Source organism: Bacillus pumilus, assembly GCF_024498355.1.
GTDB classification, from domain to species: domain Bacteria; phylum Bacillota; class Bacilli; order Bacillales; family Bacillaceae; genus Bacillus; species Bacillus pumilus_P.
This window is the reverse complement of record NZ_CP101833.1, coordinates 3,364,681-3,386,923: the sequence shown is the minus strand read 5'-3', so window position 1 is coordinate 3,386,923 and position 22,243 is coordinate 3,364,681. Positions and strand designations below refer to the sequence as shown.

The following is a 22,243-nucleotide window of genomic DNA, read 5'->3' as shown; positions in this document are numbered from 1 at the left end:
CAAAAAAAGCCGAAATTTTTTGTGAAGCAGCCTGTAGGGCAAGAGCCCGGTGGAATACCGAACTCATGCCCTACAGGCTGCTTAATAAATTACGTGTCTAACTTTTTGGGTTCACTTCACCATACCCGTTTTCAACGTAAAGGTGTTTTTTATTTGTCTCACTCTATGGGTTCAATCCCATTTTCAAAGCTAGGGTGTTTGATTTGAAATTAGATTATAAGCATCATGGTTATTTTATATAAATTTTAGTTTTATGTACAATGTGCTAAATTCAAATATTGAACATTTTGAACGAGAATTAGAAGAGTATGTTTATTATTGCAACCAAAAACGAATGATAGCAAAATTAAATGACCTAAGTCCAATAAAATACAGGACTCAGGTCTTGGAAGCTGCCTAAACTTTTTTATCTAACTTTATTGGGTTAGATCACTTCCACATAGCTTTTGATGCAGGTTTTCACTTATTTAATAAAGCAACAGGAACTAGATAATTACAATCACGGGATATAAAATAAAGAACGGACTTAGATAAGTCAGATCCGATCTTGATTTAATACTTGAAAATGATTCGTATTATCCCCGCTTCGTCCTTGTTCGCGTTTATACACTTCTTCAAGAATCTCTGCCGCAATTTCCTGCATGCTTTTGCCTGTCTGTTCACCTTGCTTTCTTAGCCAATCCTTAATGTCCACGGATAGGGAAACCGACAGCAATTCTTCCTGTGATTCAATACTAAGTGCATTATATTCTGGAACATACCGCACACGCCCTTGTTTAGCCGACCGCTTAATAAAATCGGCTAACTCACTAGATACACTAGTTAACCGGGCATCTTTCATGTGAATGACCCATCGGCCTTTTAAGCGTTCCATATATAGATTGGCCACTAAAACCTGCTGATAAAGCAGATCCATCACTTGATAGGTGAGGGAGTAAGTTGCCGGTAAATTAAGCACTGCATATCCAGGCTTCGTGCTGCGCTTGCCCATTTCGAGGGAATAGTCCGGTGTTAACCTATGTGTGTAGATTCCTTCCATGTAGCTGAACGTATCATCGGTTCCAGGCACGATAAAGTAGCAGTCCATTAAACCTTTGCGCATAAGTCTCGCTTCTGGAATGGAAGGGGAAGAAAAGCGCTGGTACACCGCTTCTTTCGCTTTTTTATTGTAATACTGGCGCTGGGAAAGCCGGTCTTCCCAAATTTTCTTTTCGTGCAGCTCACCGAATTCTTTTAGATCGCTTTCTTTAATTAGCGGAATCATTCGTCCTTTTACCTGCCCTTCTGAAGCGGGAAGAATGCCTTCTTTGATATAAGCAGCAATAAAATTCCGGTTCGTCTGCAGGTACTATGCTGCTTGGTTTAAGGTTAAGCCTTCCGGCGTTTTAGGCATCGTTTTCATAAGTTATACAGCCGGCTTAGAAGGCGGTCAATTGTTAATGCAATATCAAGCCGTGAACAATCGAATCGCGAATAATATCATGACAGCGAGTGCCTCGCATTACTTAGTCGTGAATCTTTATGGAGTGAATCAACAGAATACCTTCCAGAAGAACGTGTATGACGACCGAAAAGGTGCGAAGTCATCACAGTGGGTATGGCGCGGGAAATGGATGGAAGGCTACAAAACGTACCGCTCTAAAAGCGGTCAAGATAAAGGATCAGCACATCTCAATCCACAATTTGTGAATGAGAAAAAATATGATTTTCGTCTCAAGAAATCATCACCTGCTAAGAAAATCATCGGAAGCTGATGATATTTTAGGAATTTTCAAAAAAGTCATTGACATTGATGTTACATCACATTAAAGTAAAGAAGACATTTCAACGAAAACAAATTTCATAACGGATCTCTTATCAAGAGAGGCAGAGGGACTGGCCCTATGACGCCCGGCAACCGTTTCTACTATAGAAATTGGTGCTAATTCCTGCAAAGCTGTTACAGCTTTGACAGATAAGAGAGGAAGATTTCCCGATACATGTTTCATGCAACGGTGATCAAGCCTCTCTTCCAGGAGAGGCTTTTTTTCGTCTCTTTTTCAAATGAAAGAACAGTTTACTGGCGTTTTCCCACTGTTTTACCTAGTTTTCCGATGTGGAAAATAAAAACAACTTGAGGAGGAACAGCAATGAAGCGTAAGCATTTTACATCATGTCTTATATTATTAATGGTATTGACGATCCTATTAACGGGCTGCGGCACTGGATCAAGTGCAGGCTCAAAGGCAAATGCGAACGAAAAGGTCTCCTTTGACAATGTACCGAAGCGATTTGCAAAGGGACAGGGAGCAAAAATTAAAGTCATCCGTAAAATCGGAGGAGATGATCATACAGCGCAGTTTTTAGCTGGGACGAAGGCAGAAGGTGAAGCGCTTGGCTTTACGGTAGATGTCTACACCGCAAATGGAAATACAGCGAAATTCCATGATGCGATCTCTCAGGCGCTGGAAGAAAATTATGATGGCTTTATCATCTCTCATGGGGACGACGAGGCGACCGTCGCTGACGTGAAAAAGATCACAGCGAAGGGCATTCCAGTCGTAGCGTTTGATTCGAATCCTAAGCTGAAGGACATCAAAGGGGTCACAGTGACGTCTCAAGATGACGAACAATTAGCGAAAAAATCATTAGACGCACTCGTATCTGATTTTAAAGGAAAAGCAAATATTGCATACCTCTGGGTAGATGGGTTCCCGCCAATGGTGAGACGAAACAAGGTCTATCAAGAAACGCTCAACCAACACAAAGGGATCAAGGAACTTGACCGCTTTGGCATTGCTTCCTCTGATACGTCTGTTCAAACGCAAAATGCAGTAGCAGCCATGCTGAATAAATATCCAAAGGGTAAACTTGACGCTATTTTTGCCACGTGGGATGCCTTTGCCATTGGCGCAGCAAGAGCGCTAAAGGAAGCAGGAAGAACAGAAGTGAAGATTTACGGGATTGATGTGTCAAATGCTGATCTTCAAGAAATGACAGCGAAAGAAAGTCCATGGAAGTACACAGCAGCGGTTGATCCGAAGCTCATCGGCGCTGTTGACGTGAGAATTCTTGCGAAGAAAATAGCTGGAGAGAAAACACCATCTTCCTATGACCTTGAGGCCTCTCTCATTTCACAAAAGCAGCTTCAACAAGCAGGCAAGGCCATCAATATGGTCAATCTTGCGGAAGAAGTAAAGGGGTTCGGTTCATCTACTGCTTTTGAAGAAGATTGGATGAAGACCTTGAAGAAACATTATGCAAAATAAACAACGTACACTCTCTTTCCATAGAGGGTGTTTCGTTTTTCAAATGCCGATCAATAGACAAGGAGGACACCTATGACTTCGCCGCTTGTTTGTATGAAGAACATTTCGATTGAATTCCCTGGGGTTAAAGCGCTGGATCAAGTGAATTTCACATTAAAAAAAGGCACGGTCCATGCGCTGATTGGAGCGAATGGTGCTGGGAAGTCAACGTTAATGAAAGTTCTTTCTGGCGTTCATTCGCATTTTGAAGGAACCATCCACATCAATGGCAAGGCTGCATCGATTCAAACACCAAAGGAAGCGGCCTCATACGGTGTGCAGACGGTCCATCAAGAATTGGATACGGCTCTTGTTCCCTATCTAAGTGTTGGTGAGAACATGATGATGCATGAGATTGAGAAAAAATCATTTGTCCGCTGGAAAGAGCTTCATCGCAAGGCGGCTCAACTATTAAAAGAGATGGACATCGACATCTCCACAAAACGTCTTGTGAGTGATCTGACACTTGCAGAAAAACAGATGGTGCTCATTGCCAAGGCCGTTTCGATCAAATGCAGCATTTTAATTTTAGATGAACCAACCGCTCCGCTTAGTCATGCGGAAACAAGCAAGTTATTCTCAATGATTGATCAGCTGAAAAAGAATGGAACGGGCATCGTTTTTATCTCCCATCGCATGCCCGAAATTTTCAACATCTGTGATGAGCTGACTGTGATGCGAAATGGAACCGATGTGGCGGCACACCTCGTCAAAGACACCAATCCCCAGCAGATCATTGAGGAAATGCTAGGCGCGCCATTAGAGGAGCAATTCCCGCCCCGTACACCTTTGAAGGATGCACCTATTGTGCTTGAAGTGAAACAGTTATACGACCAGCATAAATTAAGCAACATTCATCTTCATGTGAAAAAGGGAGAAATTCTCGGGATTGCAGGACTTGTCGGTGCTGGTAAAACAGAGTTGTGCAAAGTCCTTTTCGGCGCCTCAGAAAAGAAGGCGGGCACTGTGCAGCTTCATGGTAAAACCATTCAAATCAAATCGCCTCATCAAGCCGTGAGAGCCGGCTTGGCACTTGTTCCCGAGGAGCGGAGAAAAGAAGGGATTCTAACGGAAGAGACCGTGGGATGGAACTTAACAGCTGCAAGTCTTCGCTCATTCTCACGGGTGCTCAGCTTCTTACATCGTCCTAAGGAAAAGCAGGCAGCAGGTGAAATCGTCAAACGGCTTGGCGTCAAAACGCCTTCTCTTGAGGCGAAGGTAAAGCATTTATCTGGTGGAAATCAGCAGAAGATTGCCATTGGAAAATGGCTGCTAGCTGAGGCGGATGTGTATCTCTTTGATGAACCAACCAAAGGCGTAGACGTTGGAGCGAAAAAAGACATTTTCTCTCTTATTGCAGAACTTGCCGCCCGGGGAAAGTCCGTGATTTATGCGTCAAGTGAGCTGGCGGAAATTGCGGGCATCGCAGATCGAGTATACGTGCTATATGATGGCAGCATTGCCCGGGAAATGACCGCACCAACGACAGAAGAAGAGCTTTTATATCATTCAACAGGAGGACAATCATGAGCGAACGACAAATTTCAGCCCCTGTGCAGCAAATGAAAAAACAGCGGCCATCATTTCACCTGTTTGATTTCTTTTATCAATACGGCACTATCTTAACGATTGTCGTTTTGATCGTGGTATTTGCGGCAGCGAATCCAGCGTTTTTGCAATCAGGGAATATCATCAACATTTTACGATCTATCTCAATTGTCACCATCATTGCGGTGGGCTTAACGATATCATTGGCAGTGAATGGCTTTGATTTATCAGTAGGCTCAGTCGCTACGTTATCGAATGCGATTGTAATCTCTATGTTTGTATGGTTCTCGCAAAATCCACTGATTGCGATCCTCTCTGCGCTAGCGGCTTCTATTATTGTTGGTTTACTGAATGCATGGATGATTGTCAAAATGAAGATTCCAGATATGCTTATGACATTAGCCATGATGTTTATCATTCAAGGGCTGGCACAAACCTATACGAAAGGTGCGACCATTTCTGAAAATATGGTGCTGCCTGATGGTACTTTCTCGACTGGTACCATCCCCGCCTTTTTCAGTAAAATCGGACAGGTGCCATATATCATTCTGATTATGGCAGCCATCGTGCTATTTGCACATGTTTTCATGACCTACACAAAGCATGGCCGATTGATGTACATCATCGGTGGGAATAAGGAAGCGGCTCGATTGTCTGGCATTCATGTGAACAAATACAAAATCGCAGCATATCTTCTCTCTGCTTTATTTGCAGCGATAGGTGGTATTGTACTGGCGTCAAGGGTGATGACAGCAGAAATTAATGCTGGAGCGCCTTATTTAATGGATGGAGTAGCGGCTGCCTTTATCGGCTTTTCTGTCATGGGAGCAGGTAAGCCAAACGCATTTGGCACTTTTATTGGTGCTGTGCTCATCGGTATTTTACAAAATGGACTTGTGATGATGTCTGTCCCTTACTATGCGATGGACATTGTGAAAGGATCGGTGCTTGCACTTGCGCTGGCGCTGACGTATTACAAGCAGCGTAGCTAAGACGTATTTTTTTAAAACCATTCGAGTCCTCTCTCCGTCTAGTAAACGGAAAGCGGTGTAACCGCCGTTTGCCAAAAGGAGATGACAAATAGAATGAATATGTCAGCAACTCATGTAGAAGATTTGAAAAGTGTCATGGAAGACTGGAAAAATGAATTATTAGTATATAAATTTGCGTTAGATGAAATGGATACAAAGTTTTCAATAATTAGTCAGGAATATAATTTAATCCATGGACATAACCCAATAGAGCATACAAAATCACGGATCAAATCCTTTGAAAGCATCGTAAATAAGCTAGCAAGAAAGGGATGCGACATCACTACACAATGTGCAAAGGAGCATATTCATGATATCGCTGGAGTACGCATCATCTGCTCCTTTATTCAGGATATCTATAACGTTATTGATGTATTGAGGCAAAGAGAAGATTTAAAGATCCTTGAAGTGAAGGATTACATTCAACATCCAAAGCCAAACGGCTACAGAAGTCTTCATTTAATTGTTGAGATTCCTGTCTACTTAACGAATCGTGTGGAGCATGTGAAGGTCGAGATTCAGGTTCGGACCATTGCGATGGATTTCTGGGCGAGTCTTGAACATAAAATCTATTATAAACTGCAAAACGATGTCCCTCATCAGCTCACCGATGAACTGAAGGAAGCGGCAGATATCGCCCATTACTTAGATGAAAAAATGCAAAATATCAAACGAGAAATTGATTAGCAGATAAAAAGAGTAGCTGTTTTTGACAGCTACTCTCAGCGTGTAGACAAACCCTCGCATTCTGTGTCAGTCCTGCGTGCTGGTGCTCACGAATCTCAAATTCGCTCCGCTCCGGTACTCGTCCTTCCTAGACTGCAAAGGTTTTCTATCACGCTGAAAAGAAGACAAAGGCTTCCATATTAAGGGTTGGTTCCGCGATCTCTCTTTTGAATGATCGTACTCTTGTCTTGAGATTGTGCAGATTGGCTGTCTTTTTGGCTAGAAGTTCCAATGAAAATACCTGTTATCAAGAGCGTAAAAATCGCACTTGTGATGAGCCATTTCTTCATCATACATCACTCCATATTCTTAACAAGTTTTTAAGGACAACGCCTTGTTCCAAAAATAAGTGGATTCTTCATGAAGCCCATTATCCGTTAAGTAAGCTGCTACATCCTGACAGATGGCTTCAAGATCGACAAGGAAATTCATTGATTCTAATTGATCACAATAAGACATGATTTGCTCGATCATGTTGTCTGGCTGAAGCATGAGTGTTTCTAAAATGGATAATTTAAGTGAAATGTTTCGTTGTTTTAAATTTTCTGCTTTTTGAAGTGAAAGCTGTACGTAATAGTGGAACAAACCAGGCTTTTTCAGCTTAAATAGTGCTTTTGTGTAGGCATACATGGCAAGTAAATAGCCGCCTGGAGAAGAAGTTTCGAATGTCTCAATGAATAAAGCTTTTTCTAGGAGCGGTACAGCTTCACTGTATTCATTTCTTAAACTTTTAATAAAGGCTGCATTGCAATACGCGTGACCAAGTAAGTCTGGGTCTTCCATCTGTTCTAGTGAATGAATCACTTCTTCAAACAACGTCACTGCCTCATCATATTTCGATTGATCAGCATAATTCAAAGCAAGCATCATTTGACAGCTGATTGATTTTTTCACATAACATGGATCTGCGTCGTAAATAGATGAAGCCATCTTTAAGTGGTGTATGGAGAGAAGCGTGGACCTAATATTATAGTATAGGCATCCAGTTTTATAATGAAATTCTGCTTTTTCAATGTCATCGTGCACGAGGTCTAATTTTTCCTCGGCCAATTTTAAATGATGAAATGCCGTATCTTGATTCCCTCTGCGCATTTCATACATGCCTTTAAAGAAATAGAAATAGTAGCTGAGCATATCATCCGTACGGATCGCATTTTCATCAACAAAAAGACTATGATCTAACGAAGCTGTATCTTCGATGAGATCCTTAAATCGGTATTCTAGTAATTGATAGTAAAGTAAGACGTCTTGATTCTCTTCCATTCGATCAAACGCTTGAAGAATGTCTTCTTTTAGCTGTATCGCTTCTTGTATCTCTCTTTTTTTCATCATGACATACCAGTCATTTAGCATATTCGCTACATCAACGGACGACAAAACCCTAGTTTCTTCCAACTCATATCCTCCTTTCTTCATCTATCCGTCTATTTCGATTTCCGGTCATTTGAATCAACTTTCCATATTAAGTATCTTCTTATATTTTAAGCGCTCTCTCGCGAATTGTAAAACATGTTTTTTGATGTAAATTCAACCAATAGTGAAAAATAAAGGGATTCCAAGGATTTTGTATACGCTTACATTTTTTTAGGTAAATAGAGGGTTTTTGAAAAAATATATTGCAATATCAATAGAGAGAGAATGGCGGTCGATGAGTGTTTTTTCGTAGAAGAGAAAGAAACGGCGATTTTCAAGGTGCAGACTCATTTTTACGTGAGATTATCTTACATCATGATTGTGAATCCCTCTTCTTTCAGAATAAAATGAGTTATTCGCAAAAAAGTAAAATTTAAAGAGACTATTGATCTAGAATTGTATAGATCTTTGGTATTGATAAAAAACATCACACACCATAGATTTAGCGTGGTATAGTAATATTGTTATTGCGAATATTTAGACAAAACTGACAATAGGGGGTCGTGTTTTATGAAGAAATCGATGTTACTGATCATGGGACTAATTGTTGTGCTTGTCATGGCAGCCTGTGGATCGAAATCGGACAGCGGTTCGGGAGAAGGCAAAGGCACATATAAAATTGGGATAGATACAACATATCCGCCATTTGAATTTGAAAAGGGCGGTAAATATGAAGGAATAGACGTTGATTTAATTAACGCGATTGCAAAGGACCAAGATTTCAAAGTGAAGCTTGAAGCAATGGACTTCTCAGGGATCATTCCAGCGATGCAAGCAGGTCAGCTTGATGTGGGAATGGGCGGGATGAGTATTACAGATGAGCGTAAAAAGAAAGTAGATTTCTCAGATCCATATTTCGACGCTGGACTGACAGTTGTCGTGAAAAAGGACAGCAGCATCAAATCAATTGATGATTTAAAGGGGAAAAAGCTAGCTGTTAAAAATGGGACAACAGGAGCAAAATTTGCATCAGATAACGCAGATAAATATGGGTATGAAGTTGTTCAATTTAATGACAGTCCATCTATGTTCCAAGAAGTATCGAATGGAAATGCAGATGCATTGATCGAGGATTATCCTGTCATTACGTATGCGATCGCCCAACAAGATTTAAAATTGAAAACAGTTGGAGACCGTTTGAATGGGGACCAATACGGTATCTCTGTGATGAAGGGGAAAAACCAAGACTTACTGAAGAAAATCAATAAAGGCCTAGAGAACCTAAAGAAAAACGGTGAATATGACAAAATCATTGATAAATATTTGAAGTCATAACACAAGCGAGGCGCGCTCCGAGCGCGCTTTCTTTATGTGTACATCGTATGTGAATTAGGGAGGGAGAAACATGGATACGATTATGAATGCATTTCCATATTTAATGGATGGTTTGCAAACCACTTTATACATCTTTGTTGTTGCTATCATTTTAGGATTTATCATCGGTTTAATTGTGGCATTATTCCGCCTGTCACCATTTAAAGTCTTGAATTTCATCGCACTCGTTTTTGTAAATGCCATTCGAGGTACGCCGTTTATCGTACAGCTATTCTTCATTTATTTTGGTTTGAATACACTTGAATTCATTTCGCTTGATCGAGTGCCGGCAGGGATTATTACAGTAGCGATTAATGCGGGGGCTTATTTCTCAGAAATTATTCGTGCAGGGATTCAGTCCATTGATAAAGGACAAACAGAAGCCGCACGCTCTCTAGGTTTTACAGGGGGACAAAACATGCGCTTTATTGTCCTTCCGCAGGCATTTCGCCGGATGCTTCCAGCGATTACAAACCAAGCCATCATCAGCTTAAAGGACACGTCCCTCTTATCTATTATCGGGATCGCCGATATTATGCAGCGAGGGCAAGTACAAGCATCGGCTACATTTGATCCTTTAAATGTCTGGCTCATTGTCGGTGTCATTTATTTCGTGATCATTTATTTACTTTCTCTACTGGCTAGCTATGCAGAAAGGAGATTTGATATCAAATGAGTATGATTACGGTGAAAAATTTAAAGAAATCCTTTGGTGAAAACGAAGTTTTAAAGGATATGAATGCAGTCATTGAGGAAAAGGAGGTAGTGTGTGTCATTGGTCCCTCTGGATCAGGAAAAAGCACGTTTCTACGATGTCTTAATAAATTAGAGGATATTACTGCTGGAGAAGTCATTGTCCATGGACATACGATTACAGATCCAAAGGTTAACATCAATAAAGTACGGCAAGAAGTGGGCATGGTATTTCAGCACTTTAATTTATTTCCTCATAAAACGGTTTTAGAAAATATCACGATCGCACCAATTAAGGTAAAAGGTGTCGAAAAGAAGGCGGCAGTCGATAAAGCCATAGACTTGCTTGAAAAGGTCGGCTTAAAGGACAAAGCCAAAAGCTATCCTAACCAATTATCTGGTGGACAAAAACAGCGTGTCGCCATTGCAAGAGCCTTGGCGATGGACCCGAAAGTGCTATTATTCGATGAACCGACATCGGCACTTGACCCTGAGGTCGTTGGGGATGTATTAGCTGTTATGAAACAATTAGCAGTCGAAGGCATGACGATGATTGTGGTCACACATGAAATGGGCTTTGCAAGAGAGGTAGGAGACCGCGTGATCTTTATGGATGGCGGTTATATCGTCGAAGAAGACAAACCGGAAGCACTCTTTGGAAACCCGCAGCATGAGCGTACAAAATCATTCCTTAGCAAGGTGCTATAAAAAAAGAGTAAGGGCAGATATACATGCTCTTACTCTTTTTTATAAATAAATGGATCATAAGAGACATCGCCATTCATATGAAGATAGGATAGCCACCCAATTTCCTAGGAAATATTAGCGCTGGAAGAATTCAATCCATTCTTGATCTGGTCCTCTGAAAAAGAAGTAGCAATATCCATTTGGCAATGTTGTGATTTCCTCATCTATTAATTCAATTTGCAGCTTTTGAATACGGTTGAATTCAGCATGAATATTGTCTGTTGTGAAGGCGAGATGGTGGACCTTTCCTTCAGATGGCAGGTCACTGCTGTAGCCCTGAATGAGCTCAATTTCCGTTTCTGCTTCGTCTTTGAATCCAAGAAATGCAAGCTCAATCACTCCGTTTGTATGAGTGATCCGATCCTTTAATTTCATGCCCACAACTTTTTCATAAAAATCAATGGACTGATCAATATTCGTGACCATAATACCTGTATGATCTAAGCGTAATGTTGTCAAAAGAAGAGCCTCCTCTATGTCATGTTGATATTTTTCTCCTCATCTTATCATAATAGAAGTAACGTATACATTCATATGGTAGGATAGAGAGAGTCAATTTAGGATAAGGATGACACAAATGAAAAAAATCTCATTAAAACAAACATTTGCAGAACAAGTGAAAAAGGGATATCCGCTCATTTCAAAAGATGCTGTATCGCGTGTGAACGGAGTGCAGGAAGGCGAGCTCATTGAATGGGTGGATGAAAGAGGCTCCTTTTTAGGAAAAGGCTATTATGGTGTGCAAAATAAAGGAATCGGCTGGGTGCTTTCCTTTGATGCGAACGAAAAAATAGATCAGGCCTTTTTTGTCTTTAAGCTTGAGCAGGCAGCGAAAAGTAGAACGCATTTATTTCGTGATACGCAGACGACTGCTTTTCGTGTGTTCAATGGAGAGGGTGATGGAATTGGTGGAATCACCATTGATTATTATGACGGATTCTATCTCATCCAATGGTATAGCGAAGGTGTTTATACATTAAAAGCAGATGTATTGGCTGCGCTTAAGCAGGTATATCCAGACTATAAAGGAATTTATGAAAAGAAACGCTTTGATACGTCTGGACAATACATTGAGGATGATGATTTTGTGAAGGGAGAAAAAGGGGACTTTCCTCTCATCGTGAAAGAAAACGGTATGAACGTGGCGGTTTACTTAAATGATGGCGCTATGACAGGCATTTTCCTTGATCAGCGTCATGTGAGAAAAGCAATCCGAGATCGTTATGCAAAAGGAAAGACTGTGCTCAATACATTTTCTTACACAGGCGCTTTCTCGGTGGCAGCAGCGATTGGCGGAGCGAGCCGTACGACAAGTGTGGATGTCGCAAACCGCAGCTTGAAAAAAACATCCGAGCAGTTTGAAGTCAATGGAATTGATGTGGACGGACAGGATATCAAAGTCATGGACGTATTTAAATACTTCCCATTTGCAGCGAAGAAGGGATGGACCTATGATTTAGTCATCTTAGACCCGCCTTCCTTTGCACGAACGAAAAAACACACATTCAGTGCAGCGAAGGATTATAAAAAGCTATTAAAAGAAGCCATCCAAATCACGGCTGAGAACGGCGTCATTGTGGCATCAACCAATAGCAGTGCATTTGGAATGAAAAAATTTAAAGGATTTATTGCTGATGCCTTTAAAGAATCTGGACAAACGTATCGTATCCTCGAAGAGTATACCCTTCCCGAGGATTTCCGTACAACTAAGAATTATCCTGAAGGAAACTATTTGAAGGTTGTCTTCATTCAAGCATAAGAAAAAGCCATTTTCCAATAAGGGGAAATGGCTTTTTTTATAAGGTGAACGACATGAGGATAGGCGCTGCACATAATGTAATAATGGCGGAAATAATCATTGATACACTTGAGATTGTACCTGAGACAGAGCTTAATTCAAAGGCTTTCGATGTTCCTGCCCCGTGTGCACCTGTACCAAGCAGGACGCCCATTGCAATGTCATTATCAATGCGGAAATAACGGATGACCATTGGACCGATGATCGAACCGAACAGTGCCGTTAAAATGACGAATACAGCCGTAACGGATGGCATGCCGCCGATCATTTCTGACACACTCATTGCCACTGGTGTTGTGATCGACCTTGGGACAAGGCTCTCAATAAGGCTTGTGTCCAAATGAAACAATTTGGCGATAAATGCCGTTGATAAGATGGCGATGACAGAACCGCAAGCCACATTCAAAATAATTTCCACTGCATGCTTCTTCAGAATGTGAAAATACTTATATAAAGGAATGGCAAAAGCAACAGTCGCAGGCTGAAGCATATTCGTGAGCCATTTCCCGCCTTGATTATAAGCATCGTAAGGAATGTTTACGATTAACAGCAGGGCCACAAGGACAAGCGGAGTCACAAGTAACGGAGAAACATAGACTTTCGGATGCCGTTTGTACACCGCTTTTGATCCGAGATATAAAAGAACCGTTAAGATCAGAAATAGTCCGCCAACTAACATAGCTTTTTTCGCTCCTTTCTTTTCGCAATCATTTGCGTCATCATGCCAGTCGAGAGCATGACCACAAAGGTACTAAGTAAGACGACAAGGACAATACTTGTGCCAGATTGAGAAAGCAATTTTCCATAATCAATCACACCTACTGCTGACGGGATAAAGAAGAGCAGCAGTTCTCCGAGCAGCCATACGGCGCCAAGTTCAATCCATTTTAATTTAATGATGTTAAAATGAAGTAATAAGAAAATGACAAGAATGCCTAAGATCGTGCCCGGAATTCTTAAATGCAAAAAGGCCGCCAGCACATTCATCAATTTCGCAAAAACAAATAAAGCCATAATCTGAAGGGTAGCAATCAGCGGCGTTTTGAGCAATTGCACTTTCTGTTCACTCCTTTTTCTATATAAATTGTTCACTGTTTCACAAAAACATGACAACGTTCCAATTGATGAGCTTACTTTAAAGTGTACAGCACGCTCTATTATAGGTAAAATACATATATCGAATAATTATTATTCCTTTTGTCTATAGAAAGGATGAGCCATGTGGACATCAGACATTTAACATATTTTTTAGAAGTGGCAAGGTTAAAGAGCTTCACGAAAGCATCGCAATCCCTTTATGTGTCGCAGCCGACCATTTCCAAGATGGTCAAAAACCTGGAGGATGAGCTGGGGGTGCAGCTGTTCTACCGGAACGGCCGGCAGGTTGAAATGACAGATGCTGGACAAACGATGTATACACAGGCAAGTGAAATCACCCAATCATTTCAGAATTTAACGAGTGAATTAAATGATTTAATGGATGTAAAAAAAGGGCATATTCGAATAGGGCTGCCGCCCATGATTGGGTCAAGTTTCTTCCCAAATGTCATGGGAGAATTCCGCCAGCAGTATCCAGATGTCACATTTCAATTGGTTGAGCACGGCTCTATTAAAGTTGAGGAAGGCGTCGAGGATGGATCGTTAGATATTGGTGTCATTGTTCTGCCTGCAAATGATAAAATTTTTCATACGTACACCATTATTAAAGAGAACATGAAGCTTGTGACGCATCCATCGCATCCGATGGCAGAGCGTGATGAGGTGCATTTAGCTGATTTGAAGGAAGAGTCTTTTATTTTCTTTAGAGAAGATTTTGTTTTGCACAGCCGAATATTGAATGAATGTATGAATGCAGGGTTCCGGCCAAATGTCATTTATGAAACGTCTCAATGGGATTTCATTAGTGAAATGGTAGCCGAGAACCTTGGGATCGGGCTTCTCCCTGAACGGATCTGCCGAGATCTTGATCCTGAAAAGGTAAAGGTTATTTCCTTACACCCATCTATCCCATGGCATTTGGGTGTTATTTGGCGAAAGGACCGCTATTTGTCCTTTGCAGCAAGAGAATGGTTAAAGCATACTAAATCTTATGTCTGGGATGCTGAGTAAAAGGGAGGACGATACTGATGAAAATAAGCTGCGCATCTAATCTACTAGAGAAAGTTCGAGCAAATAATCCACTTGTCCATAACATCACCAATCAAGTCGTGACGAATTTTACAGCCAACGGACTGCTTGCTTTAGGTGCCTCTCCTGTCATGGCAAATGCCAAAGAGGAGGTCGCCGAAATGGCGCAATTAGCGGATGCACTTGTGCTCAATATTGGCACACTGACAAAGGACACTGTGGAGGCTATGGTCATTGCAGGACAAGCGGCTAATGAAAAAGGTGTACCTGTTTTATTAGATCCTGTTGGGGTAGGTGCGACAACGTTTCGAACGAGAACGGCGAAACAGCTGTTACAGCAAGTAAAGATATCCGTTGTGAGAGGAAATGCTGCTGAAATCGCTCATTTACTCGGAGTGGATGGCTGGCAGTCAAAAGGCGTTGATGCGAAAGAGACGAATGGGGATGTATCTGCATTAGCGAAGCAAGCGGCAAAAGTATTTCAGACCGTTGTGGTGATCACAGGAAAAGTCGATGTGGTGTCAGATGGAGATGAGGTGCTGTCCATTCATAATGGACATGAATGGCTGACAAAGGTGACAGGGACTGGCTGTTTACTCACATCTGTCATCGGCGCATTCTGTGCAACGGATGAACTGCCACTTCATGCGTCGGCAGCTGCTCTGCTGTTTTATGGTGTCGCAGCTGAAAAGGCTGCTCAGCAGACAAAAGGGAGTGGACCAGGAACTTTTCAAATAGAATTGTTAAACGCATTATCAAACACAAATAGCGATGATGTGATCACGGTAGGGAAAATAGGGGGAGTTTCGCATGACAAAGGCTGATCAACAGCAAATCAAACAGCAATTATCGGTTTATTTTATTATGGGAACAACGAATACAAGCAGGCATCCGCTTGATGTCGTGAAAGAAGCCATTCAAGGCGGGATCACCATGTTTCAATTTCGTGAAAAGGGTGAAGGAGCCCTGCAAGGTGAAGAGAAGAAGCAATTGGCGCGGGACATACAAGCCCTGTGCCAAGAAGCGAATGTCCCTTTTATCGTAAATGATGATGTACAGCTAGCGATAGATCTTGATGCAGATGGTGTCCATGTTGGTCAGGAAGATACAAATGCACAAGACGTGCGGCAGAGGATCGGAAATAAACTATTAGGCGTGTCCACTCATCATATAGATGAAGTGAAACAAGCGATGAAGGACGGGGCAGATTATGTCGGGATGGGTCCGGTCTACCCAACAGAGACGAAAAAGGATACACGCAGTGTCCAAGGTGTGTCTTTGATCACCGAAGTACGTCATCATGGTCTTCATATTCCGATTGTTGGGATTGGCGGCATCACATATGAAAATGCTGCACCAGTCATACAAGCAGGAGCAGATGGCATTAGCATCATTAGCGCCATTAGCCAAAGCACGGATCCAAAAAAAGCGGCAGAAGAACTAAAATCACTTGTTGTATCAGAAAAAGCATCTCTTTAATCTGTAGAAGACATGAATGACTCCATTCATGTCTCAGCGTGTAGACAAACCCTCGCATTCGGTGTCAGTCCTGCGTGCCGGTGCTCACGCATGTCAAATTCGCTCCGCTCCGGTACTCGTCCTTCCTAGACTGCAAAGGTTTTCTATCACGCTGAAAAGAAGACAAAGGGCTAAAATAAAAATCATTTTAGCCCTTTGTCAACAGTCTAAGACATGAATGACTCCATTCATGTCTTTTCTTATTTGGGGAAAAATAGACAGGAAAGAAACAATTGTGTACAATCTTATTGTTCGATTGTTTTCGAAATGACAGGTAAATAAAGGAGAATGAACAATGGAAGTGCTCGATACGTATTTTCGCCGATATGATGAGGCGGGAAAAGGACAGGAGCAAATGGACGAATTGCTGGCGTTGTTTTCTGACGATGTCATGATTGTCTTAAATGGCGCTCAAAAGCCTGGTATTCAAGAGTTTACACAATTTTTGAACACGTTCTTTCACGTACATGAAGACATTAAGCATATGTGGGATGGATGGGTGGAAAGAGAAGATGGAAAGTATGAAACGAACTGGGCTGTTTGCGGAAAGCTCACGAATGGCCGTGTATATACAGCAGAAGGAATTGACATTGCGGAACTGGACGATCAAGGGAAAATCATTTATTTAGAAAACATTCCGAAAAACCCAGAGTTATTCCAGCGCTATTAAAAAGCCGGCAGAGCAGCCGGCTTCTTTTATTGGTCTAAAGAATATACCTCAATCGCCTCTTCAACAGATGTTTCTTTATCAAAAATAAGGTGGCGACTGTACACTTCACTTAAATGTAGTGGTTCTTCTTCTAAGTTATCTACAAGTTCAAAGATATCTAGGATGGCTGCAAGCTTTGTGGTTGTTTGTCCACCGTCTGCATTATCAAAGGTGTCTTCTGGAAAGCTGTGTTTTACTATTTCCTTCACTTTACGGTGGTTTTTTGCTCTAACCAAGATGATTCGTTCTTCAAAGATCTTATCTGATCTAACACTTGGTGATGAGATGGATTCGAATAATAATTTTGCAGAATAAATTCTACGCATATGTGATCTCACTTCTTTCTTGTAGGCGTTTTTTGACGTTTAACCGAAGAGTAGTCTATTTGAAAAGTGAATACTTCAGGGAGTTTAAAATAATTTCCAGTATGTGTTTAAAATGATAACATAGGAATGACTTCATTTAGGAAAATATGTGTCCACAAATACGATCCATAATGGGGAGGGGATATGAATGAAGAGTATCTTTGATAACAGAGGGGAAGATCATGAAATTCTGTTGATCATCATTGCATGTTGCTCTTTAATCACGTTTAGAAAAATTGCCAGATTAGAAAGGTATAAAAATAAATTAAAGGGTCAATTTAAACCGTATTGAGACCTGTTTTTAAATAGAAAGAACACAAAAAAGCCGGCTGTTGAGCCGGCTTTTCCTTATGAATCAGTATCCATATGCATGCCTGTATGTGCCTTTACTTGAATTTCTGTAAAGGTCTCTTCATCTGCTTTTTCAGAGGAGAAAATGGTGCCTAAGTAAGCGGCAAGGAATCCAAGTGGGATAGAGATAATCCCTGGGTTTGACAGCGGGATGAGTGGCTCGCCTGTGAAGATGGCTGCTCCCGATGGGTCCCAGACGCTTGGGCTGAGCGATACGATGATAAGTGCACTCAGAAGACCCGTTAAGCTCCCTGCAATGGCGCCAGTGGAGTTAAATCGTTTCCAAAAGACAGTGAAGATAATCAATGGTAAATTCGCACTTGCTGCAACTGCGAAGGCAAGAGACACGAGAAAAGCAACGTTTAAGGACTGGGCAAATAACGCAAGGACGATGGAGAGGATGGACACGCCAATTGAAGCAAAGCGTGCGGCCTTGACCTGTTCTCGTTCACTCGCTTTCCCTTTGCGGATGATCTGACTATAAAAATCATGGGCAAAAGCAGATGCGGCGGATAATACGAGTCCTGTCACCACAGCTAATATGGTCGCAAAGGCGATTGCGGAAACAAAGGCAAATAAGAAATCTCCTCCAAGGGCTTGTGCGAGCATAGGTGCGGCCATGTTCCCTGCTGCATCGGCTGCTGTGATCGCTTCTGATCCGACAAAGGCAGCGGCACCGAAGCCAAGGAAAACCGTCATTAAATAAAAAATCCCGATGATCCAAGTGGCTGAAAGGACAGATTTTCGCGCGGAAATGGCATCCTTTACCGTATAAAAACGGATCAAAATATGTGGCAAACCAGCCGTACCAAGCACTAGGGCAAGGTTCAGAGACAGGGTTTCCAATGGCACATCATATTTATTTCCCGGATGTAGGAACGACTCGCCGAGAGGGGTCGCTGTTTTCATCTGCTCGAACATCTTCAGCAGACTAAAATCAAACTTTGCAAACACAAGCAGTGAAATGATCAAGGTTCCAATCATGAGGAGAACGGCCTTTGTGATTTGTACCCAGCTGGTAGCAATCATGCCGCCAAACACCACATAAATGGTCATCAAGACACCCACGATCAACACGGCGATCCAATAATCAATGCCAAGAAGCAGTTTAATCAATGCGCCTGCTCCAACAAGCTGTGCAATCATATAAAAAGTAGATACCGTGATCGTGTTAAAGGCAGCAACCCCTCGAATGGCCGGCCGCTTAAATCGTGCAGCAATCATATCTGCCATCGTATATTTCCCTAGATTTCGAAGTGGTTCGGCCACAACGTAAAGAACGACAAGATACGCCACAAGAAAACCAATGCTATAGAAAAAACCGTCAAAACCATTTAACGCGATCATTCCGGCGATTCCTAAAAATGATGCAGCGGACATATAATCGCCTGCGATGGCAAGACCGTTCTGAAACCCTGTCAGACCTCCGCCTGCTGTATAAAAATCACTCGCACTGCTTGTTTTCTTCGCAGCAAAATATGTGATGACCAATGTGAGCCCTACGATCGCTACGAATAAAATAAAAGCGGTCATGCTCATTCGTCATCACCTCTCGATTCATTTTTTAAAGCGCTTACATATTTGTCGAACTGAGCCGCTTTTTTCGCATAAAGTCCACATAAAACCCATGTCATGACAAATTGTGTGAGGGCGAATAACCAAGCCCATGAGATAGCACCAATTGCCGGTGTGTTCAAAAAGGTGAAGTAGGATGTAGCAACCGGAAGTGAAAAGTAAAAGAGAAAAAAGAAAATCGTCATCGGTACGATAAATCTGCGTTTTTCCTCAAGAAGTTTTCGAAAATCCTCTGAAGCGGCAACCTTCTTATAATGAACTTTTTTGTCTGCCATTGTTTCCTCCTTTGTACGAATTAGGGACAAGGTACTCCAATGCATATGAGACGATCTGGTTGTTTATGACAGTATATCATAAAAAAGGCACCCGAAAAGGGTGCTTTCTACCGATAATTCGCAAGAAATGTTTGTCTCGCTTTTTCATATGCTTCTGCGTCAAAATGATCTCCGCATTTGTGTATACACCAAGGCTCTTCTTGTCTTGCGATCCCGATCTCATATCCTTGCTTCACGAATTCAAAAGACTGCGATACATCATAAAAGTGAAAGCCGTCAAAGAGATCATCACGCCACCTGATATCATGTTGAGTCGCGATAAAAAGACCGTCAATAGCCGAAGCCTTGATATAATCTTGGGTCTCCGATTGTTGACGACCCGATTCAAACGAAAGCAGCTGATAGGTGTCGTGCCGATATTCAATCACTTTCCCCCTGCAATCCTGGCTCTCCCACCAAATCCCATTGTCAGGCACACTTTCTGCACCTATCACCCCAAGCAGGCCAAGTGACGGATTTTGCAAAAAAAGGGGGATGAGCTCGAGGAGCATATGCTGTTTGACGATCAGTGTATCTTGATGAAGATATATTTTAAACTGAGCAGGATGAGCGAAGGCTTCATTATATCCAGAGGCCATACTGGATGCCTGTCTAATCGGCAAGACCTCCACATGATAACCATGCGGAGCAGGAAGTGAAGCGAGCTGCCGGAAGCAAGCCTGAAACATCGACTCATCATTCACACATAAAACAAAAAGGATAGTGGGGTTACTCATTGAATTGAACCGCCTCAACCACATATTGATAGGCTGTAGCTGCTTCGTTAAAATCAAAACGGATGCCGTGCTTCACGAGTAATTCATGTAAATCATCCATCACACTCGCATAGGAAGGGTGCTGTACGCGAATGGCTTCAAGTTCGCGAATGCGAAAACCCGCTGAATGAAAGAGTGCATGAATTTCGTGAAGGGTAAAGAAACGTAAATGGGTTTGATCCATTAACCCTGCATCTGTATAAGAAAATCTGCCGGCTAGTAATTCTAAAACCGTTGAAATATGGCCGATATTCGGAATGGATGACAGGATGGCACCTTCTTTTTTAAGGAAGGGTTTGACCTTTTTTAAAACAGCCCACGGGTCCAATAAATGTTCGAGTACGTCTCCGAAAATGATGCAGTCAAATTGTTCATGTTGATAAGGGAGAGCCATCTGTTCAATATTGCCGCATAGAACATGATCTAGCTCCTGCTCAGCCTGCTTTGCTGCATTCTCAAAAGATTCAATCCCGTAAATGGTCCGGTCCTTTTGTTTAAGGATTTTTCCAAGCTTGCCTGTGCCGCATCCGATATCCAAAATAGACGTCCATTCCTCACGAATACGGCTGACGATGACAGGGTTTACACCGTGATAATACTGATCCTTTTTTTGGTGATAATAGGAAAGGGAATCTGAACTCATGCACTACCCACCTTTCTTTTTTCTCGTTGTTCTCATGCTTACTATATGGGTGGGAAGCTTGGTTTTATAATAAGAGAAGGGCAATTTTCATGAATGGCAGCTAAAAAGAGATCATATAAAGAACGGGAAACGGACTGTCCTCCTAATATAGAAAGACAGAACCCCATTGAGTGGAAGGGATTGGTATAAAGAGGTGTTCAATTATTGTAGCGTATCGTCATGAAAGGATTTTCAAAAGGTCAATTGAAAGGTCAGAACTTTTAGCCAAAGCAGTCTGAAAGACAAAGGATAACGGCGTTGATTTACGGTTTGTTTATCATCTTCTGATCACCGTTGGATGTTAAAAAAGCTTGTATTTCTTCGATGCCTAGTCCAATTTTTTTCGCTTCCTGAATCAAATAAACCCACTCTTCGTCAACTCTTCTTTTCACTTGCGTATCCATAATATCCTCCAGTTCAATAAGACATATTCATCTGCAACCAATGACTTGAATAAACCGTCTAGTAACTGTACGTGTGAGTGAAAACAGCACAAATTAGATTTTTGTCGAAAAATGATGACATTTAACCTATTTTGTAAAAACTATCACCTACCACGTCCCTAAAAAAATGACTAAAAAACCCAAAATTATTGATTTCTTACTTCTAATAATAAACAATTGTAAAGTCAGTTAAAAGATTATAAATTAAAATAATGATAAAGACCTAAATCATTTGACTCATATAAACCGATTAGGTTGACATATGCCATCAATTAGAACAAATTTCATCTTTGCAGGACGCACATATTGTTCGTTTGGGAAGTTCTTCTCAAGATGGTATTCTAAAAGAAACAGAAACCACCAAGAAGGAATGAAGAAAGAGATGTATAGCCTTTTTCAAAAGTATCAAGAAGTTGTCATGTATCTTGTTATGGGTGTGTGCACAACCATTGTCAACATAGTCAGCTTCTATTTATTCGTTGAGATGTTTTCCATGGATTATAAAACAGCAACGGTTGTTTCATGGGTATTTGCTGTTCTCTTTGCTTATATCACCAATAAGAAGTATGTCTTCAAGCAAAAGGCTCGTGACACAAAAAGTCTTATGCGTGAGCTTTCTTCATTTTTTAGTGTCCGTCTCATGTCTCTAGGTGTAGATCTAGGGCTAATGATTTTATTTGTGAGCCAAATGGCGCTCAATGAAACTGTCGCAAAAATTCTTGTCAACTTTGTGATTGTGGTGGTCAATTATGTCGCCAGTAAATGGTTCGTCTTTAAGAAAACAAAAGAAGATGCGATTTAACACATGAAAAAAGATAGGTGATTT

General features: G+C 41.5%; 27 protein-coding genes and 1 riboswitch. Of the genes, 15 read left to right on the top strand and 12 right to left on the bottom strand.

The window, feature by feature from the left end; genetic code table 11:
* Positions 1-253 precede the first annotated feature (253 nt).
* Positions 254-400, top strand: coding sequence for an IS3 family transposase (locus tag NPA43_RS19320; RefSeq protein WP_371930214.1), 147 nt, complete (start codon positions 254-256; stop codon positions 398-400).
* 135 nt (positions 401-535) lie between these two features.
* Here NPA43_RS19320 and NPA43_RS17325 read toward each other — a convergent pair whose 3' ends face one another.
* Positions 536-1,264 (bottom strand): hypothetical protein, encoded by a 729-nt coding sequence (locus tag NPA43_RS17325; protein WP_256499118.1) that lies wholly within the window; start codon positions 1,262-1,264, stop codon positions 536-538.
* Positions 1,265-1,439: 175 nt separating this feature from the next.
* On the opposite strand from NPA43_RS17325, the gene NPA43_RS17320 reads away from it, so the two are divergent.
* The 5 genes from NPA43_RS17320 (at position 1,440) to NPA43_RS17300 (ending at position 6,553) form a co-directional block, all read left to right on the top strand.
* Positions 1,440-1,754: a hypothetical protein gene (locus NPA43_RS17320; protein ID WP_256499117.1), complete on the top strand. Its 315-nt coding sequence runs from the start codon at positions 1,440-1,442 to the stop codon at positions 1,752-1,754.
* Between the two features lie 97 nt (positions 1,755-1,851).
* Positions 1,852-1,961: riboswitch (SAM riboswitch) on the top strand.
* A 168-nt stretch (positions 1,962-2,129) separates the two neighbouring features.
* Positions 2,130-3,248 (top strand): sugar ABC transporter substrate-binding protein, encoded by a 1,119-nt coding sequence (locus tag NPA43_RS17315; RefSeq protein WP_256499116.1) that lies wholly within the window; start codon positions 2,130-2,132, stop codon positions 3,246-3,248.
* Positions 3,249-3,320: 72 nt separating this feature from the next.
* Positions 3,321-4,817, top strand: coding sequence for a sugar ABC transporter ATP-binding protein (locus tag NPA43_RS17310; RefSeq protein ID WP_256499115.1), 1,497 nt, complete (start codon positions 3,321-3,323; stop codon positions 4,815-4,817).
* Complete coding sequence (locus NPA43_RS17305; protein ID WP_256499114.1) at positions 4,814-5,827, top strand: ABC transporter permease; 1,014 nt, start codon at positions 4,814-4,816, stop codon at positions 5,825-5,827. Before NPA43_RS17310 ends, NPA43_RS17305 begins: the two co-directional genes overlap by 4 nt.
* Before the next feature lie 93 nt (positions 5,828-5,920).
* Positions 5,921-6,553, top strand: a complete 633-nt coding sequence (locus NPA43_RS17300; protein WP_099728045.1) for a GTP pyrophosphokinase YwaC — start codon at positions 5,921-5,923, stop codon at positions 6,551-6,553.
* A gap of 179 nt (positions 6,554-6,732) precedes the next feature.
* Here NPA43_RS17300 and NPA43_RS17295 read toward each other — a convergent pair whose 3' ends face one another.
* Positions 6,733-6,885, bottom strand: coding sequence for a hypothetical protein (locus tag NPA43_RS17295; RefSeq protein WP_256499113.1), 153 nt, complete (start codon positions 6,883-6,885; stop codon positions 6,733-6,735).
* A gap of 16 nt (positions 6,886-6,901) precedes the next feature.
* The gene (locus tag NPA43_RS17290) at positions 6,902-7,987 is read right to left on the bottom strand and encodes a Rap family tetratricopeptide repeat protein (RefSeq protein ID WP_256499112.1); all 1,086 of its coding nucleotides are present in this window, start codon (positions 7,985-7,987) and stop codon (positions 6,902-6,904) included.
* Between the two features lie 528 nt (positions 7,988-8,515).
* Here NPA43_RS17290 and NPA43_RS17285 point away from each other — a divergent pair.
* The 3 genes from NPA43_RS17285 (at position 8,516) to NPA43_RS17275 (ending at position 10,720) form a co-directional block, all read left to right on the top strand.
* Positions 8,516-9,280, top strand: coding sequence for a transporter substrate-binding domain-containing protein (locus NPA43_RS17285; protein ID WP_034660424.1), 765 nt, complete (start codon positions 8,516-8,518; stop codon positions 9,278-9,280).
* Between the two features lie 70 nt (positions 9,281-9,350).
* Positions 9,351-9,995 (top strand): amino acid ABC transporter permease, encoded by a 645-nt coding sequence (locus NPA43_RS17280; RefSeq protein WP_099728043.1) that lies wholly within the window; start codon positions 9,351-9,353, stop codon positions 9,993-9,995.
* Positions 9,992-10,720, top strand: coding sequence for an amino acid ABC transporter ATP-binding protein (locus NPA43_RS17275; protein ID WP_305881444.1), 729 nt, complete (start codon positions 9,992-9,994; stop codon positions 10,718-10,720). The genes NPA43_RS17280 and NPA43_RS17275 overlap by 4 nt, the downstream gene beginning before the upstream one ends.
* A gap of 114 nt (positions 10,721-10,834) precedes the next feature.
* Here the strand turns inward: NPA43_RS17275 and NPA43_RS17270 are convergent, their stop codons facing one another.
* A complete protein-coding gene (locus tag NPA43_RS17270; RefSeq protein ID WP_008345541.1) occupies positions 10,835-11,218 on the bottom strand; it encodes a glyoxalase GlxA in 384 nt (127 codons plus the stop codon).
* Between the two features lie 118 nt (positions 11,219-11,336).
* Here NPA43_RS17270 and NPA43_RS17265 point away from each other — a divergent pair, with 118 nt between their 5' ends.
* Complete coding sequence (locus NPA43_RS17265; protein WP_256499111.1) at positions 11,337-12,518, top strand: class I SAM-dependent rRNA methyltransferase; 1,182 nt, start codon at positions 11,337-11,339, stop codon at positions 12,516-12,518.
* A 37-nt stretch (positions 12,519-12,555) separates the two neighbouring features.
* On the opposite strand, the gene NPA43_RS17260 is transcribed toward NPA43_RS17265, so the two are convergent.
* Together NPA43_RS17260 and NPA43_RS17255 are read right to left on the bottom strand one after the other, a co-directional pair.
* The gene (locus NPA43_RS17260) at positions 12,556-13,236 is read right to left on the bottom strand and encodes a CidB/LrgB family autolysis modulator (RefSeq protein WP_249705351.1); all 681 of its coding nucleotides are present in this window, start codon (positions 13,234-13,236) and stop codon (positions 12,556-12,558) included.
* A complete protein-coding gene (locus NPA43_RS17255; RefSeq protein ID WP_099728039.1) occupies positions 13,230-13,613 on the bottom strand; it encodes a CidA/LrgA family holin-like protein in 384 nt (127 codons plus the stop codon). The genes NPA43_RS17260 and NPA43_RS17255 overlap by 7 nt, the downstream gene beginning before the upstream one ends.
* Positions 13,614-13,778: 165 nt before the next feature.
* Between NPA43_RS17255 and cidR the strand changes: the two genes are divergently transcribed.
* From cidR to NPA43_RS17235, 4 genes are all read left to right on the top strand, one after another.
* The gene (gene cidR / locus NPA43_RS17250; protein ID WP_256499110.1) at positions 13,779-14,666 is read left to right on the top strand and encodes a cidABC operon transcriptional activator CidR; all 888 of its coding nucleotides are present in this window, start codon (positions 13,779-13,781) and stop codon (positions 14,664-14,666) included.
* Positions 14,667-14,683: 17 nt separating this feature from the next.
* On the top strand, positions 14,684-15,508 hold the full coding sequence (gene thiM / locus NPA43_RS17245; protein WP_256499109.1) for a hydroxyethylthiazole kinase: 825 nt from the start codon (positions 14,684-14,686) through the stop codon (positions 15,506-15,508).
* The gene (gene thiE, locus NPA43_RS17240) at positions 15,495-16,163 is read left to right on the top strand and encodes a thiamine phosphate synthase (RefSeq protein ID WP_256499108.1); all 669 of its coding nucleotides are present in this window, start codon (positions 15,495-15,497) and stop codon (positions 16,161-16,163) included. Before thiM ends, thiE begins: the two co-directional genes overlap by 14 nt.
* A gap of 334 nt (positions 16,164-16,497) precedes the next feature.
* A complete protein-coding gene (locus tag NPA43_RS17235; protein ID WP_256499107.1) occupies positions 16,498-16,872 on the top strand; it encodes a nuclear transport factor 2 family protein in 375 nt (124 codons plus the stop codon).
* A 26-nt stretch (positions 16,873-16,898) separates the two neighbouring features.
* On the opposite strand, the gene NPA43_RS17230 is transcribed toward NPA43_RS17235, so the two are convergent.
* From NPA43_RS17230 to NPA43_RS17205, 6 genes are all read right to left on the bottom strand, one after another.
* Positions 16,899-17,237: a DUF4288 domain-containing protein gene (locus tag NPA43_RS17230; RefSeq protein WP_256499106.1), complete on the bottom strand. Its 339-nt coding sequence runs from the start codon at positions 17,235-17,237 to the stop codon at positions 16,899-16,901.
* A gap of 387 nt (positions 17,238-17,624) precedes the next feature.
* Positions 17,625-19,166 carry a solute symporter family protein gene (locus NPA43_RS17225; protein ID WP_099728034.1) on the bottom strand — a complete coding sequence of 514 codons (1,542 nt, stop codon included), beginning with the start codon at positions 19,164-19,166 and terminating at the stop codon, positions 17,625-17,627.
* Positions 19,163-19,477 (bottom strand): DUF485 domain-containing protein, encoded by a 315-nt coding sequence (locus NPA43_RS17220; RefSeq protein WP_256499105.1) that lies wholly within the window; start codon positions 19,475-19,477, stop codon positions 19,163-19,165. The genes NPA43_RS17225 and NPA43_RS17220 overlap by 4 nt, the downstream gene beginning before the upstream one ends.
* Positions 19,478-19,584: 107 nt before the next feature.
* Positions 19,585-20,253, bottom strand: coding sequence for a glycosyltransferase family protein (locus tag NPA43_RS17215; RefSeq protein ID WP_256499104.1), 669 nt, complete (start codon positions 20,251-20,253; stop codon positions 19,585-19,587).
* Entirely contained in the window at positions 20,246-20,935 is a 690-nt protein-coding gene (locus NPA43_RS17210) for a class I SAM-dependent methyltransferase (protein ID WP_230030561.1), read from the bottom strand. The genes NPA43_RS17215 and NPA43_RS17210 overlap by 8 nt, the downstream gene beginning before the upstream one ends.
* 302 nt (positions 20,936-21,237) lie before the next feature.
* Complete coding sequence (locus tag NPA43_RS17205) at positions 21,238-21,378, bottom strand: anti-repressor SinI family protein (protein WP_008345506.1); 141 nt, start codon at positions 21,376-21,378, stop codon at positions 21,238-21,240.
* Between the two features lie 457 nt (positions 21,379-21,835).
* Here NPA43_RS17205 and NPA43_RS17200 point away from each other — a divergent pair, with 457 nt between their 5' ends.
* On the top strand, positions 21,836-22,219 hold the full coding sequence (locus tag NPA43_RS17200) for a GtrA family protein (RefSeq protein WP_012011676.1): 384 nt from the start codon (positions 21,836-21,838) through the stop codon (positions 22,217-22,219).
* Positions 22,220-22,243: the final 24 nt, after the last annotated feature.

Bases quoted from the DNA above. Each gene is read 5' to 3' on its own strand.
- NPA43_RS17325 (WP_256499118.1), bottom strand. From the start codon at position 1,264: ATGATTCCGCTAATTAAAGAAAGCGATCTAAAAGAATTCGGTGAGCTG.
- NPA43_RS17200 (WP_012011676.1), top strand. From the start codon at position 21,836: ATGTATCTTGTTATGGGTGTGTGCACAACCATTGTCAACATAGTCAGC.
- NPA43_RS17205 (WP_008345506.1), bottom strand. From the start codon at position 21,378: ATGGATACGCAAGTGAAAAGAAGAGTTGACGAAGAGTGGGTTTATTTG.
- NPA43_RS19320 (WP_371930214.1), top strand. From the start codon at position 254: ATGTACAATGTGCTAAATTCAAATATTGAACATTTTGAACGAGAATTA.
- NPA43_RS17295 (WP_256499113.1), bottom strand. From the start codon at position 6,885: ATGATGAAGAAATGGCTCATCACAAGTGCGATTTTTACGCTCTTGATA.
- NPA43_RS17235 (WP_256499107.1), top strand. From the start codon at position 16,498: ATGGAAGTGCTCGATACGTATTTTCGCCGATATGATGAGGCGGGAAAA.
- NPA43_RS17210 (WP_230030561.1), bottom strand. From the start codon at position 20,935: ATGAGTTCAGATTCCCTTTCCTATTATCACCAAAAAAAGGATCAGTAT.
- NPA43_RS17220 (WP_256499105.1), bottom strand. From the start codon at position 19,477: ATGGCAGACAAAAAAGTTCATTATAAGAAGGTTGCCGCTTCAGAGGAT.
- NPA43_RS17215 (WP_256499104.1), bottom strand. From the start codon at position 20,253: ATGAGTAACCCCACTATCCTTTTTGTTTTATGTGTGAATGATGAGTCG.
- thiE (WP_256499108.1), top strand. From the start codon at position 15,495: ATGACAAAGGCTGATCAACAGCAAATCAAACAGCAATTATCGGTTTAT.
- NPA43_RS17320 (WP_256499117.1), top strand. From the start codon at position 1,440: ATGCAATATCAAGCCGTGAACAATCGAATCGCGAATAATATCATGACA.
- NPA43_RS17230 (WP_256499106.1), bottom strand. From the start codon at position 17,237: ATGCGTAGAATTTATTCTGCAAAATTATTATTCGAATCCATCTCATCA.
- NPA43_RS17280 (WP_099728043.1), top strand. From the start codon at position 9,351: ATGGATACGATTATGAATGCATTTCCATATTTAATGGATGGTTTGCAA.
- NPA43_RS17305 (WP_256499114.1), top strand. From the start codon at position 4,814: ATGAGCGAACGACAAATTTCAGCCCCTGTGCAGCAAATGAAAAAACAG.
- NPA43_RS17225 (WP_099728034.1), bottom strand. From the start codon at position 19,166: ATGAGCATGACCGCTTTTATTTTATTCGTAGCGATCGTAGGGCTCACA.
- thiM (WP_256499109.1), top strand. From the start codon at position 14,684: ATGAAAATAAGCTGCGCATCTAATCTACTAGAGAAAGTTCGAGCAAAT.
- NPA43_RS17315 (WP_256499116.1), top strand. From the start codon at position 2,130: ATGAAGCGTAAGCATTTTACATCATGTCTTATATTATTAATGGTATTG.
- NPA43_RS17285 (WP_034660424.1), top strand. From the start codon at position 8,516: ATGAAGAAATCGATGTTACTGATCATGGGACTAATTGTTGTGCTTGTC.
- NPA43_RS17265 (WP_256499111.1), top strand. From the start codon at position 11,337: ATGAAAAAAATCTCATTAAAACAAACATTTGCAGAACAAGTGAAAAAG.
- NPA43_RS17275 (WP_305881444.1), top strand. From the start codon at position 9,992: ATGAGTATGATTACGGTGAAAAATTTAAAGAAATCCTTTGGTGAAAAC.
- NPA43_RS17310 (WP_256499115.1), top strand. From the start codon at position 3,321: ATGACTTCGCCGCTTGTTTGTATGAAGAACATTTCGATTGAATTCCCT.
- NPA43_RS17260 (WP_249705351.1), bottom strand. From the start codon at position 13,236: ATGTTAGTTGGCGGACTATTTCTGATCTTAACGGTTCTTTTATATCTC.
- NPA43_RS17300 (WP_099728045.1), top strand. From the start codon at position 5,921: ATGAATATGTCAGCAACTCATGTAGAAGATTTGAAAAGTGTCATGGAA.